Raw genomic sequence first — 16,740 nt, forward strand, 5'->3', positions numbered from 1 at the left:
TATGGCAAATTATCTCAATTATTTTTATGAAGTACCTAATTTAACAGCGAAATAAATACATATTATCATTTTATTCCATTTAAAGTTCAAAAGCACCTAATCCTCTCTCAACACTTAGTATGAGTCTGTAAGGTGACATATAAACCCATTTAAAATTCATTTTATTGCTCCACAATCCATCAACAAATCATAAAATTGTTAAATAAATCTAATTTTTAGGATGAAAAGTGGAGATTCTGTACAATTTAAAATAGTTTTGGTAATTGATTTATAACTATTAACTCACCCAATTTATGTTTAAAAAGATTACACTATTATCAACATGCCTTTTGCTGTTGTTTTGTGTCGATGGTTTTGCACAAAAAAAAGACAGAAAGAAAAAGTCGAAAGACAAAACTGAAGTTGTCGACAAAAAACCAGAAGAGAAAAAAGGTCCAAAACCTTACAAATCAGTTATTGATTCTGCATCTACAGTAACGCAGAAAGGATTGATTGACATCCACAAAACCAAAGACAAATTTTTATTTGAAATTTCGGATTCCTTAATAGGAAAAGAAATTATGACCACAACACGATATTCCAAAACACCAGCAGGTGGAGGAATTTTTGGAGGTGAAGAAATCAACCGCCAAGTGGTACGCTTTGAAAGGGGAATGAAGGACAACATCATTCTTCGCTCTGTTACTTACGTAATTACAACTCCTGACGTGGACAAACCCATCAGTCAGGCAGTTAAAAATTCGAGTGCAGATCCAATCATCGGAAATTACGACATTTTAGCTTACAAAAAAGGGGCTGATGGTAAATCAAATGCAGGATACGTAATTGACATGAATTCAAGTTTTGATGCAGATATGCAAACATTTTCTTTGAGTCCTGTCAATAAGCAATTGCTAAAGATTCAATCGTTTCAAAAAGACAAATCGTTTATTTCTGACATCAAAAGTTTTCCTATTAATGTGGAAATTAGAAGTGTAAAAACATTTTCAACAGAACCAAGAAAAATTTCAAGAACACCTACGCCTCAAATTGGTGTGGATTTCCCAGCAGGACTTGATGCAGGTGTAGTAACAGTTGAGTTAAACACGTCTCTTTTACTTTTGCCAGAAGTGCCGATGCGTAAAAGAACATACGATCCTCGTGTAGGATATTTCGCTAACGGATACGACGTTTTTGAAGACGAATCATTGAAATCCGATAAGTCAATTTTTGCAGTTCGTTGGAGATTAGAGCCCAAAAATGCAGAAGATGCTGAAAAGCAAAAAAGAGGTGAATTAATTGAGCCTAAAAAACCTATTGTCTATTATATTGATCCTGCCACTCCAGAAAAATGGAGGCCTTTTATCAAAGCAGGTATTGACGATTGGCAAGAAGCATTTGAATTTGCAGGTTGGAAAAATGCAATTCGTGGTGAATATTGGCCAGAAAACGACCCAACCATGAGTCTTGAAGATGCTCGTTTCTCTGTATTGAGGTACTTTGCAGCAGATATCCAAAATGCTTATGGACCAAATGTACACGATCCACGAACAGGTGAAATTATGGAAAGCCACATTGGTTGGTACCATAACATCATGAGTTTATTGAGAGATTGGTATTTAATTCAAACTGGAGCAGTAGACGAAAAAGCGCGTGCTAAGAAATTTGACGATAAATTAATGGGCGAATTGATTCGTTTCGTTTCATCGCATGAAGTAGGTCACACACTTGGACTGCGTCACAATATGGGTGCGAGTAATGCAACGCCTGTTGAAAAATTAAGAGATGCTGCGTTCCAAAAAGAGAAAGGACACACGTCTTCTATTATGGATTATGCACGTTTTAATTATGTAGCGCAACCCGAAGACGGCGTTACTGATTTATTTCCAAGAATTGGTGATTATGATAAATGGGCCATCAAATGGGGTTATGCTTACTTTCCAGATGCTACTTCTGAAAAAGAAGAAAAGGATTTGTTAAATGAAATGACTAAAGAAGCGTATAAAGACAGACGTTTATGGTTTGGAACAGAATCCAGTCCATACGATCCAAGATACCAAACAGAAGATTTAGGTGACAATGCGATGAAGGCTTCAGCATATGGTATTAAAAACTTGAAACGCATTCTTCCACAACTGAATTCTTGGAGTAGAGAAGATGGTGAAGATTATTCGGAATTAGAAGGTTTATACAATTCTCTTACCGGTCAATTTAGAAGATATATGGGCCATGTAACTAAGAATGTAGGTGGAATTTACTACAATCCAAAGACTACAGAAATGGCAGGTGATGAATACGAGGTTGTGCCAAGTGCTATTCAAAACGAGGCAATTGATTTCTTACAAACACAATTATTCAAAACGCCAATATGGTTATTGGATCAATCCGTGTTAACTAAAATCAATCCAGACAGTGGCGTTGAAGCGATGAAATCATTGCAAGGCGGAACATTAAATAGTTTGATGGCAGGAGATCGTTTGATTCGATTGATTGAGACTTCGTCTTTAAGCAAAAAGAATTATTCGGTTGATGAGTTGATGTCTGATTTAAGAATTGGAATATTCTCAGAATTAAACAGCAATGCTCCAATTGATATTTACAGAAGAAATCTTCAGAAAATATTTGTCAACAACTTGATTGACGCTCTGGATAACGAGGGTAAAAAATCAGCTAGAGGATTGAACAGAACACCGGTACAATACAGCGAAACAGATATTCCATCCATCGCAAGAGGTCAATTGAATCAATTGAAAGCAAAACTTAAATTGAGTGCGGCATCTACTGCAGACCGTTTGAGCAAGTTTCATTTATTGGATTTAGTGGCTAAAATTAGTATGGCTTTAGATCCAAAATAATGTTAATGCTTTTATAATCCAAAAGAGGCTGTTTCGTAATTCGAAACAGCCTCTTTTTTTAGATTAAAACTTTGATTTAGTACAATTAAAATACGCAATAATTTTCGATCAATCTTATCCAATTTTCAAAATACCGAACGTTTTAATTTCCTTTTACTACCTCAACAATTCCCAAAGCAGCGCGTTCTCCCGCCAGCATTGCAGCATTTAATGAGCCGTTCAATTGGGTGTCTCCGGCAAGAAAAATAGCATCTGAAAAACGGGTATCAGCAGGTTGCATTTCATATTTTAAATTTGCCAATTTCGGAAGCGCCTTAGGAATACAATAGTGTTTTAAAAATCGTAGGTGATCGATACCACAAAATTGTTTCAATTCAACTTCTACTTGCTTTTGCAATTCTTCGCTATTTAAATTATGTGCTTTGACAACTGTAACAGAAAGCAATTCTTTGGCTCCAGCCGCTACCGACTCCAAACTGGTAGGGTAAAATATATTATTGATCAATGCATTTTTATCCGCAATTAGACCAATTAACTTTTTATCAATGACTCTTGAATCGACTTCAAAATAAAGTGCATCACACGATTTCCACGCTATTTTTTGCGTCAAATTACCACGAATCAAATCACTATTTTCAGCAGCGATAATCGTGTAATCGCTTTCCAATTCCGTTCCGTCGGCAAGTAGTATTTTAGTTTCCTCCACCGATTTCACTTTAGTATTGAACACAAATTTTGTGTTTTTCAAATTTGATTTCAACTGTTTCGGAATCGCTTCCATTCCTGCTTTGGGCAATGCGGCTGTACCGTCGCCAAACATTTTGTACACAAATTCAAACATTCTGCTGGACGTTTCTAACTGATTTTCCAAGAAGATGCCGCTGAAAAAAGGTTTAAAAAAAGTGGTAATCATGTCTTCTGAAAATCCAAAATCAACAAGATAATTGTAGGTAGTTTTTTCCGGTTTTGCAAAAATATCCTGAAGTGCAGTTTTCTTTAAGAGCAGGTTCAACTTCAATATATTCATTTTATCAGAAATACTTCCAATTCCTGATGTCAGAGTCGGTAGTAATAATGACAAATCACGCAATGGATCACCAAGAACTTTTTGTTTTCCATTTTGAAACACAGCCGCTCCGGGAAGAAAATGTTGCAATGCTAGTGCTTCATAATTCAAGTATTTTTGTGCAGCAGGATAGGAAGTCAACATTACTTGAAATCCATGATCCAACTGATATCCATCCACATTATCGGTTTTTACTCTACCTCCTACCCGATCTGTAGCTTCAATTATAAGAGGACAAAACCCATGATCTTCCAGCACTTTTGCTGCTACAAGTCCGCTTACTCCTGCTCCAATAATGTGTATTTTGTACGCTTGATTTTCCATTTTAAATTTTTGCTGTTGCAAAGATAAGCAATAGAAGTTGGGAAATGCTAAAATGCAACGCCCACGTAAAGTCCAAAATTACGCAGCAACCCTTTTCCTATAAATCGTCTTGATCTCCACAAAGTAGTATAAAAACTAAGCCTCAATACAAATTGCATTGAGGCTTAGTGCCATTATATAAATAGTATACATGTACTATTTGTTTTCAGCATCACGCAAAGCTTTTACTTTATCGTGATCTGCTCGCAAAGCGGTATGTTGTTTTTGAATCAACGCCACGTGTGAAGGTTGAAAATTCTCAGTATTTTCAAGCGCATTTTGGTACGCTTCCAAAGCCTTGTCTTCGCCAAGCTCGCATGAATCTAAGATAGTACCTCTATCGTTTCCAGTAAGTGCCGCTTTTACATCCATCCAAACTCTAAAGAACTTGCCCGTTGTACGTGTTCCTTCTTCTACTTCTCCACCCATGCGCAACACCTCTGCGCGAAGCTCGGATAAGTTGCTTTGACTGGTAGTTTGCAATGCTGCAAATAATCCTTTCAAGTCCAAATCCTCTGTTTCTTTTGAAGCAGTATCGTAGCCTTCAATTCGGTCGTTATTAATTACAATTAATTCGTTTAATGCTGAAATTTGATCACTTGTGTTCATAGTTTTTTTTTTTAGTTTTAATACTTATCCAAAGTTCGGAATTGCAATTAATATTAATTTTATAAAATCTCTATTGAGTTTTATAGGTTTTTTAAAAGGAGGTTTTGCAGCTGATTTTTCACACAACTGAACTCTAAAATAACTTCTTATTTTCATTAGTACGGAAGCCATAATGCTAGTGTGAAGGCCAAATTTTCAATAGATTTCGGTTAATTTAAGGAGGTGAACTGTACTTCTGCTTATTCTTAAAAAGTAATATTGTTTCTTAATTGGAATTTAAAAAAAGTTGCATATACTTGCTGATAATTATTACTGAGCAGCAATTTCATTGGAAGTTGCTTAAAAAAACATAAATATGTTAGATAAAATTTACGCTTCTAAATCTGTTAAAGATTTGAAATCTCTACATAAATTATATACTGCACTATTAATTGTGTCAGTCAGCTTACTATTAATTTTGAATGGAATTAGTTATTTTCTATCTAGTAATTTCCAAAAAAATCCTTCTATATTACTTTTAATAGTACTTTTTTGGAGCGCTTTAAATGTTGATTATTTGAAAAAGAAACTATAAAGTAGTTTTAACCTGAAAGCGCGAAAATTCAACTCGAATAAAATGAGTGCTCTACAAACATCTACCGCTAATTACGAAGATTTCCAGGATACCTTAAATACTAATTTTGATTGAATTAAGGATTTAAATTTGTGAATAAATCCTATGGTAAAAGGCAATCTAAATTTCGATAAGTTGCCTTAATAAAATAAAGATTTTAACCAATGCAATGAACTAATTGCCATTACATGTCCTAAGATTACATATTTAAATCTGAAATAATACGAACCAATGGTATATCAAGCAGTACTCGTAATAGATTACGAGGCGTATACTCAGGATTTTTATCCTTATGCATTTTCTGACAAAAACTGAGATGGATTAATTAGCAAAGAAAAATTTGATTCTGCTTTAGTTATAAAATGTATTTCCACGTTCTTTTCGTGAGATTGTAGATTTTAATGCAGTATGAAATTTTGAGAAGCGCCGGTCGCAAATTTCTTAAATGTTACCAGCACGTCTTACTGTGTTTTCAATTGGATCTGGTACCAACTACCGCACATAATGAGGCGATTCGCAGCGCTCCCAATACTCTACAATACATTTTATGGTGCTTTTTAAAGTCTCAAAACTTCTGGGCTTAACAAAAAATCCTTGAATGGATTTAGAATAAGCGTCAATAACCGATTCTTGTTCGGCACTCGTGGTAAAAAACAAGTACGGAATAGTCCTCAATCGGATATCTTCGTTTTCAATAATTTTGTTGCGCAACTCAATGCCGTTCAATTTTGGCATATTGATGTCCGAAAAAACAATAAAAGGTTCACTGGTCATGGTAGTCAAATACGCAAGCGCTTCTTGTCCGTCGCAAAAAAAAAGAATCTCATTCTTGTACTTCAACTCGTCAAATACTTCACTAAAAAATAACCGATCGTCTTCATCGTCCTCTACAATTATGATTGGGCCACTTTTATTCATTTATTTTTTTATTTTTGGTAGTCAAATGTACACTAATAACCGCTTTAATTGCAAAAACCACAATTATTATCTGTTTAATCTACGGTAAACTGTAACCACAGTCGGATGCGGAGGATATTGTGGTTTTTAAGGACTGTAAGAAAATATTTAGATTTATGGTTTAAGAATAAAGTAAAAAGTACTTTTGAATTTTAAATGAGTGGAAAAAATTATAAATTAAAAAAAGTTACATGTACTTGCGTATATTTACTAGTTGGCCGTCAGTGTGAAAACCCGCGTGAGAAAAGAAATCTATATCAAACATCAAATGAATTTTCAAAACTTAGAAGAATATTATGAATATCTTGAAAACGACACTAATTTTAAACATTTAGATTTAAACACTTACAAGTATATTACGGATTTAAGAGATAGAACAAATGAGGAAAGGTTAAAAAAAATCTGTTCTTATGAATTATTTTTCGCTGACTTTTCAATAGAAAATGGAGTACATATTCCAAAATTTCAAGTTGGTGCAAACACTTATCCAAAATTAGAATTATTTGAAGATAACTTTGATTACATCAAAACAAGAGCAAGCGAAGCAATCAACCCTAAGTATAAAGCAAAATACAATCATTTACTATGGTTAAGTCCTGTTAAACATATTGATTTTGCAGAACAGGCAATTGAAAACTACTTGTTGCTTTTACAAAACTCTTCGTTTCCCGTTGATGATAATTTACAATGCTATTCTTTTGGGAATTATTTCAAAAATATTTTTGTGTTGAGCCAAAAAGTAAACTACAAAAAAGACGAAGTCATAGATTATTTAGTATCACTTTTAGATATTGATAAAATTAATGATTTTACTAAATATTCATTAATGGATTACATTATTTCGAACGAAAAAAAAATCAATTCTTCGATAACGCAAAAATTTTACGATTATTCGAATAATGTAATTGCAAATTTAGAATCAAGGGTTTTAGAAAGCTACCTAAATTTGCTTGTTACTTTAAGTCAAAAGCTAAATCGATCAACAAGTGAATTTCACGAAAAATTAGGAGATTATCATATATCACAACTCAAAACTGAAAAAAATCAAGGCTTTATAGCTCATCGCTATTATACTGACGCTTTAGAGGAATACAAAAAAGGAAACAATAAAAAAAAGATTGAGCAAACAGCAGTTTTACTTGAACAAGCAAAAAAGACTATTGACCTTAAAAAAGTTTCTTTTGAAGTTAAAGACGAAAAAATAAATCAAGCTTTAAATCAATGGTGGGATTTTACTAAGGAAAAAACTAGCCATCTAATTGATAATGGAAATGATAATGATATCTACGGATATTTAATTTTAGAAAACTTATTTCCTAAAGCTTCTACCTTAAACGAAGAAATCAAGCCAGTAATATTAGATTTAGTTTCTTGTATGACATTTGACATTAATAAAAACATTAGCAAAAACAAATCAGGTGTAATAAATCCATATTCAATACATATAAATAACTTTTCTATTAATCACATTTGGCTTGTTGTTTCAAAAGGAATTAAAAAAGGTAAAATTTCATATGAAAGCTTAATTGAGTATTTAAAGAACAATTCTTGGTATGGTCAAGATTTTACTTATTTGGACACAAACAACGAAACCCAAGGTTTCAATTGGATTGAATTACTTTCTCCAGCCTTACAAAGTTACTTTATTCAGACTGAAATTGATATAAAAACAAACAACCATAATACACAAGGCTACATTTTGGCAATAGATAGTTTAGTATTGAAATTTGAAGGTCTACTCCGTGAATTTTCAAGAGTGATTGAAGCTCAAACAATAGAAATAAAAGAAAATGGAACAGAGGAAAGAATTAATTTTGACAAATTATTAGATAACGAAAAGCTAAAGGCATTAATTCCAGAAGACGATATTGCTTTTTTTAAATTTCTATTTACATCAGAGGGAATGAATTTAAGAAACAATATAGCACATTGTTTTTTCAACACAAGAAAATATACATCAGCAGTTATGCTTTTGTTAATAATTGCGTTATTGAGACTTGGAAATTACACACTTAAAAACAGCAGAAAATGATGAATAATATACATATTATAAAATAAAAAATAAAAAGAAAAAAGAACACCGATAGGGCGGATTTGCAACCAGATAGCGCGGATTTGCAATCCGTGCCCAATCACGCAAAACCAAAACTTATTCTACCTAAATTATGTATCATGCCAGATAGCGCGGATTTGCAATCCGTGCCCAATCACACAAAGCCAACACTTACTCTACAAATTATTCTTCATAAATTATGTATCATGCCCGATAGCGCGGATTTGCAATCCGTGCCCAATCACAGAAGCCAACACCTACTCTACCATAATTATTCCTCATAAATCACGTATAATGTCCACAAAATATAAAGCCAATACTACAGAAGAAGCCTATTTTATTACAATAACTACGGTAGGCTGGGTAGACATCTTTACGCGACTAAATCAGAAATATTGTATTACAAATGCTTTGCGGCATTGCCAAGAGCATAAAGGTTTGGAAATTTATGCCTACGTAATTATGAGCAGTCACCTACATCTGCTTTGTAAAGCGGTCGATGGTTTTGTATTATCTGATGTGATTAGGGATTTTAAAAAATTTACTTCCAAGAAAATTATAAAAACCATAATGGAGGAGCCTGAGAGTAGAAGAGAATGGTTGTTGGAACATTTCAGAAAAGCATGTCAACATTTAAAAAGAGAACAACAATTTAAAGTATGGCAGGATGGCTATCATGCGATACACATATATAGTAATTCATTTATAAAGGAGAAAATAGCCTATATTCATGATAATCCTGTAAAAGATAAATGGGTCACTTTGCCTGAAGATTACTACTTCAGTTCTGCCCGAAATTATGCGGGTTTAGAACATGAGATCGAGGTTGTTTAATTGGAGTTGTTTTGAAAGTAAGTGGGCACGGATTACAAATCAGCGCTATCGGAATCGCGGTATTGGGTTGTATTATTGGAGTTGTTCTCAAATAAGTGGGCACGGATTAGAAATCCGCGCTATCGGAGTCGCGGTAATGGGTTGTTTTATTTAAGTTGTTCTCAAAGTTAGTGGGCACGGATTACAAATCCGCGCTATCGGAATCGCGGTAATGGGTTGTTTTATTGAAGCTACTAAGTGGGCACGGATTACAAATCTGCGCTATCGGAATCGCGGTATTGGGTTGTTTTATTGGAGTTGTTCTCAAAGTAAGCGGGCACGGATTACAAATCCGCGCCCTCAAATTACAACGGCATTAAAAACACTCAATAAAGAGATCGACAATTCGGTGGCTTTTGTAAAGGGATACCTTGCAGAAAAGTACAAAAAAGATCCCTCTTTGAGTTATTATCCTGCTTTTGGAATCAATTATGAAAATAAAAAATATGCAATACCGATGGATCAAAGTAATCGCGAAGACGCACTGGACTTGATGTTGGAAGGCATTCAAAACAACGGTTTTGAGGACAGAACCTACGGACTTGAGTATTGGACGGCTATCAAAACTAATTTTGTAGACCTCGTTACTCAGGCCCGAGCATTAGACGGCGGTATTTCCCAAAAAGTGGGCGATAAGAATGAGTTGAAAATGACTATTAAAAAAGGCTTGAACGCAGTGATTAATGCTTTACAAGCAAACTATCCCGATACTTACAAACAAGAACTCCGACTTTGGGGATTGCAAAAAGACAAATACTAAACTTGACATCACTATTTACATGCTCTACATATTTAGAGCATTTTTTTTGTTGCCTATTAGATGAATTTGTGCTTACTGCACAACGTAAAGAATTAATAACCATCAATAGCAGATTGTTTTTGACGTAAAGTCAAAATTTTATAAACGTCCTGTCCAGCGCACCTAAGTTTTCATGAAAAAACTATATTGCTCTTTAAGTTCCAACATGGTTTTGACGCAAAGTCAAAATTTTATATATTTGATACTCCCTTTTATTCACGGGATCAATTGTTTTAATAGCTACAATAAAACCACTTTAATTCAGAACAGTATGATAGTTGCTTCACATCAAAAAGGATGGAAAATCATCAACCAACGTTCGCATGGACTTCTCGCTGCAATGTTGGCGTACCAATACAACATTGACTTGCCTAACGAAATCATTGTACCCACGCTCATAACCATTGCAGAACATGATGACGGTATAGCTGAAACTAAGGAAAGTAAAAATCTCACAGACGCGGGTGCTCCAAAGCATTTCTTGGCACCGGGTGGCTCCAAAAAAACCGATTTGAAACAGCATTATAATGTGATGGAAATTGCAACTTCAAAGTGTCAATTGAATGCTTTGCTAACTTCGATGCACATGGATTTTATTTTCAGTGATAAAAAGCCAGGCGAAGATAAAGAGCTGGATGCCTTTTTAAAAGAACAGTCAAAAAATCGCAAGCACATTCTGAAGCATCTGGATATGGACCAGAAAATGGCTGACCGCTTGTATAGTTTTGTAGAATGGTGTGATGCGTTTTCGCTGCTTATTTGCATGGACAAAATCCAGCCTGAAGGACGAAAGATGGAAATTTCGGAAAGTCCTGAAGGCATCATGAGCCAAACGTATTACAAGTCGGATGATGTTATTTCGGTCGATCCATGGCCTTTTAAAACGGATACGTTCAAAGTGTTTTACGAATATAAAATCATTGAACAATTACAATTTAAATCTGTAAAAGAATTTGATACAGTCTGTTCCCACACCGAAGTCCAAAGGCACGAGTTTATATTTAAAAAATAGATGGAATATCTTCAAGTATAACTGATTTAGCTGATCGTTTTAACTTTGAAAACTCCCTAACATAGCATGAAAAGCAGAAGGTTCTTGACAACGTTCTCTAATTTTAGCACCCTACATTCTTTACTCTCTGCTCTATTTTCTATACTCTCTACTCTATTTTCTATTTTCTATACTCTATTCTCAACAATTTCCCCTTCTTGTAACTTTTGTCACACTACAACTCATTTTTGAATTGTATATTTGTATATTGAACACATATTAAAAAGAACAGTACCTATGAAAATAGAACAAATTTATACAGGATGTTTAGCGCAAGGCGCTTATTATATTACATCTAATGGCGAAGCTGCTATTATAGATCCACTTCGCGAAACCCAGCCGTACACCGATCGTTTAAAAAACGATAATGTCAAATTAAAATATATTTTTGAAACCCACTTTCACGCGGATTTTGTTTCCGGACATGTGGATTTAGGCAAACAAACCGGTGCATCTGTGGTGTACGGACCAAATGCGGCACCCGACTTCGAATTTATTTCTGCCAAAGACAACCAGGAATTTAGCATTGGAAATATTAAAATAAAGGTGTTGCATACTCCTGGTCACACCATGGAAAGTACGTCCTACTTGCTACTTGACGAAAACGGAAAAGACCATGCACTTTTCTCCGGAGATACTTTATTTATTGGCGATGTAGGTCGTCCTGATTTGGCTCAAAAAGCGGCATCGATGACGCAAGATGATTTGGCTGGAATTTTATATCATTCATTGCGTGATAAAATCATGACTTTGGCAGATGATGTAATTGTCTATCCGGCTCACGGTGCAGGTTCGGCTTGTGGCAAGAACATGAGTAAAGAAACCGTTTCTACCATTGGCGAACAGAAAGAAAAAAATTACGCCTTACGTGCTGATATGACCGAAGCTGAATTTATTGCTGAGGTAACGGACGGTTTATTGCCTCCTCCCGCCTATTTCGGAATGAATGTGGCTATGAACAAATCGGGTATTGAAAGTTTTGATACCGTTTTAAATAATGGAATGCGTGCCATTTATGCCTCCGAATTTGAAGTAGTTGCTCAAGAAACAGGCGCGCTGATTTTGGATACACGAAGCAATGTTGATTTTGCAAAAGGATACGTTCCACAGTCTATAAATATTGGTATCGCAGGCGATTTTGCTCCATGGGTAGGAGCTTTAATTGGAGACGTAAAACAACCCATAATGCTGGTTACTGATGCGGGAAAAGAAGAAGAAACCGTTACCCGATTGTCTCGAGTAGGTTTTGATCACTTAATTGGTTATTTGGACGGCGGCTATGCTTCATGGACTAAAGCTGGTTTTGACAGTGATAAAGTGACACGAATTACGCCAGAGCAATTTGCCAAAGAAGTAAAAATTGGTGAAAGTACCGTAATTGACGTTCGAAAAGAAACAGAATATAAGGCTGAACATGTAGACGAAGCCTTCAGCAAGCCCTTATCCTCCATCAATGAATGGGTAAAAGACATTAATCCGGACGAACATTTCTACATGCATTGTGCAGGCGGTTACCGTTCGATGATTGCCGCTTCAATTCTACAAGCACGTGGCTACAGAAACTTTACAGAAGTAAGCGGTGGATTTAATGAAATTGCCAAAACCGACGTACCTAAAACTAATTTTGTGTGCCAAAGCAAAGTGCTTAAAGCATAAATTATAAATGCTATTGGTACTAATTTAAGTGCCAATAGCATGCTCTTAAAAAGTAACATTATGAAAAGTAACATCCTATTTATAGCTATTGTAGCACTTTCAACAACATTTGGTTGTGCTCAAAATAAAAAATCAACTGCAACCGAAACTACGCAAACAGAAGTTTCACAAGAAGAAACGTTCTATGTAGATGTAAGAACACCCGAAGAATTTGCCGAAGGTTCTGCAAAAAACGCCGTGAATATTCCATTGGATCAAGTGGAAAAGAATTTGGCTCAATTTAAAGACAAAAAGAATATCGTAGTGTTTTGTAGAAGTGGCGGAAGAAGCGCAAAAGCCATCGACATCTTAAAAAACAATGGAATTACCAATGTAACAAATGGGGGAACTTGGCAAGAAGTAAATGCTTTATTGACAAAGTAATTAGGTCATTGTAAATTGCACACCTTACTTTCAAACTACATCATCTCATGAAAAACAACATCGGTTCTACCGACAAAATCATCCGGCTTGCGCTAGCTATTATTGTTGGTCTTTTATACTATAACGATCTTATCAATGGGACGCTTGCACTCATTTTAGGTACTATGGCATGCGTTCTGTTTATTACTAGTTTCATTAGTTTTTGCCCACTTTATACCCTGATTGGTGTCAACACGTGCGAAAATAAATCGGCTAAATAAGTTGAAGCAATGAGTGATTTACAAAATACAAATACAACCGACACTTCCTCCAATTCCAATTTTTGGGAAAACAGGTACCAAGCAAATGCCACTGGCTGGGATTTGGGAAAGGTGTCGCCACCACTAAAATCCTTTATTGACTCTATAGCAAATAAAGACGCAGTCATTCTAATTCCAGGCTGCGGCAACGCGTATGAGGCCGAGTATTTAGTGCAACAAGGATTTACGAATATTACAGTCATTGACATTGCACCTTCATTGGTGGAAGTGCTGCAGAAAAAATTTGTACATCAAGATCAGATCACAGTACTTTTGGGTGACTTTTTTGAACACGTTGGAAGCTATGATATAATTTTGGAACAAACTTTTTTCTGCGCATTACCTCCAGAAATGAGACCGCGGTACGTATGGAAAATGCACCAACTTTTGGCACCAAACGGAAGTATAGCGGGTTTGCTATTCAACCGATCTTTCGAAAATGGTCCGCCTTTTAGTGGAAGTAAATCGGAATACGAACAGTTGTTTGCAAAATCTTTTACATTTAAAACATTGGAAGTAGCCAAAAATTCAATATCCAATAGAGCCAACACCGAACTTTTTTTTGAGTTTCAAAAAGTAAATGCCGTTCAAGTCAATCTGTTTAGCATTGATTCCGTGACTACTTCAGTTAAGATAATTGCAGAAAAACTACTTGCCGCTGATGGTATTGAAAATATAAGTATCAACACTAAAAAGTCCGAAATACTAATTGTCAGCGCTAATGCAGTTAGCGAAGGAAAGTTACAAGATCTGCTTTCCAATGAACTGAAATTATCGCTGATTCAAAAATCGTAACACATGATGAATTATATTATTTTTGGAGTTATACTTCTGCATTTAATAGCAGGTTTCGGATGGCTTTTTTACAAATTAGAAGTTCAAAAAAGTAAGCCGAAGGAGGAAGAACCAACGGATACAGATGCGAAAGATGCATAAATAATTACCCATGTAATAGCTGCTACAAACATTTGTTTTTGTTTAACTATAAATTAATATAGATAAACAAAAAATATAATTTATATTTGCATTATAATTTATGAAAGGAAGTTGACACAGCACTACAACTGATACTTTTCTTTCTGAACTACTTTATAAAACGCAATTTCACATTTCATGGAAAATAAAAAACCCGATAATATTGTATACTCTGAAACCGAAGGTTACAACGCCAATATACTGCCTTATGCCACAAATGTTGGCGCTCCCGCTATTCGCATCGACGATTTAGTATCGTGGAAAAGCAGAGGAATCACGAGTGTCAATAAAGAATTAGCGGGTAAGTTTGAAGAACTGAAAGCCCAATACCAAAGTCTAGTTGAAGAATTTGAATGGAACGAATTGGTGTACAATGCTAAATTTGCATTTGAACCTGTTATCGGAGAAATTTACCATTTATATGTGGGAAAAGATGGCTCCAACTTTCTTTCACTAATTGGACCTTTAGAATGGAACAGAGAACACATCGGAACTTTTAAAATGAATAGTGATAAGAAGTGGATTCATTTGGGTTGAGGTATTTTGTGAAAATTGAAGAGTATAGAGTATAGAATATAGAGCATAGATGTATGGCTTTGAAATATAGATGTTATGCTTTCTTTCACTTTAATCTCCGAGCTACAAATTGAAACTAATTTTGACTAAAAAGGCTATAAATATTGTTTGGTTCAAACGTGATTTGCGTTTTACAGACCACGAACCTTTGTTTTTGGCTCAGGCTTCAGGGAATCCTACACTCCTGCTCTACTTTTTTGAACCTTCTATTATGAACTATGCTGATTCGGACAGTCGGCATTGGCGTTTTATTTATGAGTCGCTTCAAGAATTGAATAAAAAATTAGAAGCATTTTCAACCCAGATTTATATTTTTCATAGTGAAGTTGAAGTTGTTTTTGAAAAACTTTCGGTGCTTTATGACATTCAGAACATTTTTTCGCACCAAGAAATAGGAAATAAAGTGACCTATGATCGAGATGTTGCGATGCAGCATTTCTTTGATCGTAAAAATATCACGTGGCAACAATCTCAGATGCACGGCGTGATTCGGAAATTAAAATCGCGGAAGGATTGGGAAAAGAGGTGGAAAGAAGTGATGCAATCGGATGCAAAAATCATCGACTTGGCTTTATTTCGATTTGAAAATTTGGAAGGTGATTCCTATTTAAAGTTAAAAGGTACTGCTCTTTCCGCAGCAATAACCACTCATAACGAAAATTTCCAACAAGGCGGCGAATATTGGGCTTGGCGGTATCTGGATAGTTTTGTTAGAAAGCGTCACGTCAATTACAGCAAGCACATTTCCAAACCAAGTTTAAGCCGAACCGGTTGCAGCCGAATGTCGCCCTATCTGACTTATGGAACTATCAGCATGCGAATGGTCTATCAATATACCAATCAATTTTACGAAAATTCACCCAATAAGCGAGCTATGCTCAACTTTGTATCGCGTTTGCATTGGCATTGTCATTTCATTCAGAAATTTGAGGACGAATGCCGGATGGAATTTGAAAACGTAAATAAAGCTTATGATTCTTTAGTAAAACCTAAAAACGAAATGTACATCAAGGCGTGGCAGGAAGGTAAAACTGGGGTTCCTATTGTGGATGCTTGCATGCGCTGTCTGGTTCAAACGGGATACATTAATTTCAGAATGCGAGCAATGGTGGTTTCATTTTTCACATTTAACTTGTGGCAAGATTGGCGCGAATTGCATTTTCTTGCAAGGCAATTTCTGGATTACGAACCGGGAATTCATTATCCGCAAATTCAGATGCAATCTGGAACTACTGGCATCAATACCATACGGATTTACAATCCGATAAAGAATTCGGAAGAACATGATGCTGAAGGTGATTTTATCAAAAAATGGATACCTGAACTAGTGGAAGTTCCCGTACATAGTATTCATGAACCTTGGAAATTAAACGCTATTGAGCAAACATTTTACAATTGCGAAATAGGTAAAGACTATCCCTTTCCAATCGTTAACATTGAAGAAACCCGCAAATATGCAAGCGAAATTGTCTGGAGTTTTAGAAAAAAGGAAGCGGTAAAAGAAGAATGCAAACGAATTATGAATAAACATGTGAATAACCCTAATTCACATTTTGACAGTCGAACTAAATCTACAAAAGGGAAATAATAATC

General features: G+C 35.2%; 15 protein-coding genes. 12 read left to right on the forward strand and 3 right to left on the reverse strand.

Features of this window, described 5'->3' with window-relative positions:
- Positions 1-293: 293 nt before the first annotated feature.
- Positions 294-2,834 carry a zinc-dependent metalloprotease gene (locus H602_RS0114635; protein ID WP_026978679.1) on the forward strand — a complete coding sequence of 847 codons (2,541 nt, stop codon included), beginning with the start codon at positions 294-296 and terminating at the stop codon, positions 2,832-2,834.
- A 142-nt stretch (positions 2,835-2,976) separates the two neighbouring features.
- Here the strand turns inward: H602_RS0114635 and H602_RS0114640 are convergent, their stop codons facing one another.
- The 3 genes from H602_RS0114640 to H602_RS0114660 form a co-directional block, all read right to left on the reverse strand.
- The gene (locus H602_RS0114640; protein WP_026978680.1) at positions 2,977-4,224 is read right to left on the reverse strand and encodes an FAD-dependent oxidoreductase; all 1,248 of its coding nucleotides are present in this window, start codon (positions 4,222-4,224) and stop codon (positions 2,977-2,979) included.
- A 195-nt stretch (positions 4,225-4,419) separates the two neighbouring features.
- Positions 4,420-4,872 (reverse strand): ferritin-like domain-containing protein, encoded by a 453-nt coding sequence (locus H602_RS0114645; protein ID WP_026978681.1) that lies wholly within the window; start codon positions 4,870-4,872, stop codon positions 4,420-4,422.
- Between the two features lie 1,105 nt (positions 4,873-5,977).
- Positions 5,978-6,403, reverse strand: coding sequence for a response regulator (locus tag H602_RS0114660; protein WP_026978683.1), 426 nt, complete (start codon positions 6,401-6,403; stop codon positions 5,978-5,980).
- Positions 6,404-6,680: 277 nt separating this feature from the next.
- On the opposite strand from H602_RS0114660, the gene H602_RS0114665 reads away from it, so the two are divergent.
- The 11 genes from H602_RS0114665 (at position 6,681) to H602_RS0114710 (ending at position 16,735) form a co-directional block, all read left to right on the forward strand.
- A complete protein-coding gene (locus tag H602_RS0114665) occupies positions 6,681-8,474 on the forward strand; it encodes a DUF4209 domain-containing protein (protein WP_157505093.1) in 1,794 nt (597 codons plus the stop codon).
- A 315-nt stretch (positions 8,475-8,789) separates the two neighbouring features.
- Positions 8,790-9,329: an REP-associated tyrosine transposase gene (locus H602_RS0114670; RefSeq protein ID WP_026978685.1), complete on the forward strand. Its 540-nt coding sequence runs from the start codon at positions 8,790-8,792 to the stop codon at positions 9,327-9,329.
- A 439-nt stretch (positions 9,330-9,768) separates the two neighbouring features.
- Entirely contained in the window at positions 9,769-10,128 is a 360-nt protein-coding gene (locus tag H602_RS20240; protein WP_157505095.1) for a hypothetical protein, read from the forward strand.
- 172 nt (positions 10,129-10,300) lie between these two features.
- Positions 10,301-11,179 (forward strand): DUF3891 family protein, encoded by an 879-nt coding sequence (locus H602_RS0114680; RefSeq protein WP_084404267.1) that lies wholly within the window; start codon positions 10,301-10,303, stop codon positions 11,177-11,179.
- A 276-nt stretch (positions 11,180-11,455) separates the two neighbouring features.
- A complete protein-coding gene (locus H602_RS0114685; RefSeq protein ID WP_026978688.1) occupies positions 11,456-12,874 on the forward strand; it encodes an MBL fold metallo-hydrolase in 1,419 nt (472 codons plus the stop codon).
- Between the two features lie 60 nt (positions 12,875-12,934).
- Positions 12,935-13,297, forward strand: coding sequence for a rhodanese-like domain-containing protein (locus H602_RS18965; protein ID WP_084404268.1), 363 nt, complete (start codon positions 12,935-12,937; stop codon positions 13,295-13,297).
- Between the two features lie 47 nt (positions 13,298-13,344).
- The gene (locus tag H602_RS19725; protein ID WP_084404269.1) at positions 13,345-13,557 is read left to right on the forward strand and encodes a YgaP family membrane protein; all 213 of its coding nucleotides are present in this window, start codon (positions 13,345-13,347) and stop codon (positions 13,555-13,557) included.
- Between the two features lie 9 nt (positions 13,558-13,566).
- Positions 13,567-14,391: a methyltransferase domain-containing protein gene (locus H602_RS0114695; protein ID WP_026978689.1), complete on the forward strand. Its 825-nt coding sequence runs from the start codon at positions 13,567-13,569 to the stop codon at positions 14,389-14,391.
- Positions 14,392-14,394: 3 nt separating this feature from the next.
- Positions 14,395-14,532 (forward strand): hypothetical protein, encoded by a 138-nt coding sequence (locus H602_RS19985; protein WP_157505097.1) that lies wholly within the window; start codon positions 14,395-14,397, stop codon positions 14,530-14,532.
- 177 nt (positions 14,533-14,709) lie between these two features.
- Positions 14,710-15,108 carry a DUF2452 domain-containing protein gene (locus H602_RS0114705; RefSeq protein ID WP_026978690.1) on the forward strand — a complete coding sequence of 133 codons (399 nt, stop codon included), beginning with the start codon at positions 14,710-14,712 and terminating at the stop codon, positions 15,106-15,108.
- A 121-nt stretch (positions 15,109-15,229) separates the two neighbouring features.
- Complete coding sequence (locus tag H602_RS0114710; RefSeq protein ID WP_026978691.1) at positions 15,230-16,735, forward strand: cryptochrome/deoxyribodipyrimidine photo-lyase family protein; 1,506 nt, start codon at positions 15,230-15,232, stop codon at positions 16,733-16,735.
- Positions 16,736-16,740: the final 5 nt, after the last annotated feature.

The organism is Flavobacterium tegetincola DSM 22377 (assembly GCF_000425485.1).
GTDB lineage: Bacteria > Bacteroidota > Bacteroidia > Flavobacteriales > Flavobacteriaceae > Flavobacterium > Flavobacterium tegetincola.

What these genes read in the sequence shown, in the direction of transcription:
- H602_RS0114635 (WP_026978679.1), top strand. Translation starts at nt 294, where the DNA reads ATGTTTAAAAAGATTACACTATTATCAACATGCCTTTTGCTGTTGTTT.
- H602_RS0114640 (WP_026978680.1), bottom strand. Translation starts at nt 4,224, where the DNA reads ATGGAAAATCAAGCGTACAAAATACACATTATTGGAGCAGGAGTAAGC.
- H602_RS0114645 (WP_026978681.1), bottom strand. Translation starts at nt 4,872, where the DNA reads ATGAACACAAGTGATCAAATTTCAGCATTAAACGAATTAATTGTAATT.
- H602_RS0114660 (WP_026978683.1), bottom strand. Translation starts at nt 6,403, where the DNA reads ATGAATAAAAGTGGCCCAATCATAATTGTAGAGGACGATGAAGACGAT.
- H602_RS0114670 (WP_026978685.1), top strand. Translation starts at nt 8,790, where the DNA reads ATGTCCACAAAATATAAAGCCAATACTACAGAAGAAGCCTATTTTATT.
- H602_RS0114680 (WP_084404267.1), top strand. Translation starts at nt 10,301, where the DNA reads ATGAAAAAACTATATTGCTCTTTAAGTTCCAACATGGTTTTGACGCAA.
- H602_RS0114685 (WP_026978688.1), top strand. Translation starts at nt 11,456, where the DNA reads ATGAAAATAGAACAAATTTATACAGGATGTTTAGCGCAAGGCGCTTAT.
- H602_RS18965 (WP_084404268.1), top strand. Translation starts at nt 12,935, where the DNA reads ATGAAAAGTAACATCCTATTTATAGCTATTGTAGCACTTTCAACAACA.
- H602_RS19725 (WP_084404269.1), top strand. Translation starts at nt 13,345, where the DNA reads ATGAAAAACAACATCGGTTCTACCGACAAAATCATCCGGCTTGCGCTA.
- H602_RS0114695 (WP_026978689.1), top strand. Translation starts at nt 13,567, where the DNA reads ATGAGTGATTTACAAAATACAAATACAACCGACACTTCCTCCAATTCC.
- H602_RS19985 (WP_157505097.1), top strand. Translation starts at nt 14,395, where the DNA reads ATGATGAATTATATTATTTTTGGAGTTATACTTCTGCATTTAATAGCA.
- H602_RS0114705 (WP_026978690.1), top strand. Translation starts at nt 14,710, where the DNA reads ATGGAAAATAAAAAACCCGATAATATTGTATACTCTGAAACCGAAGGT.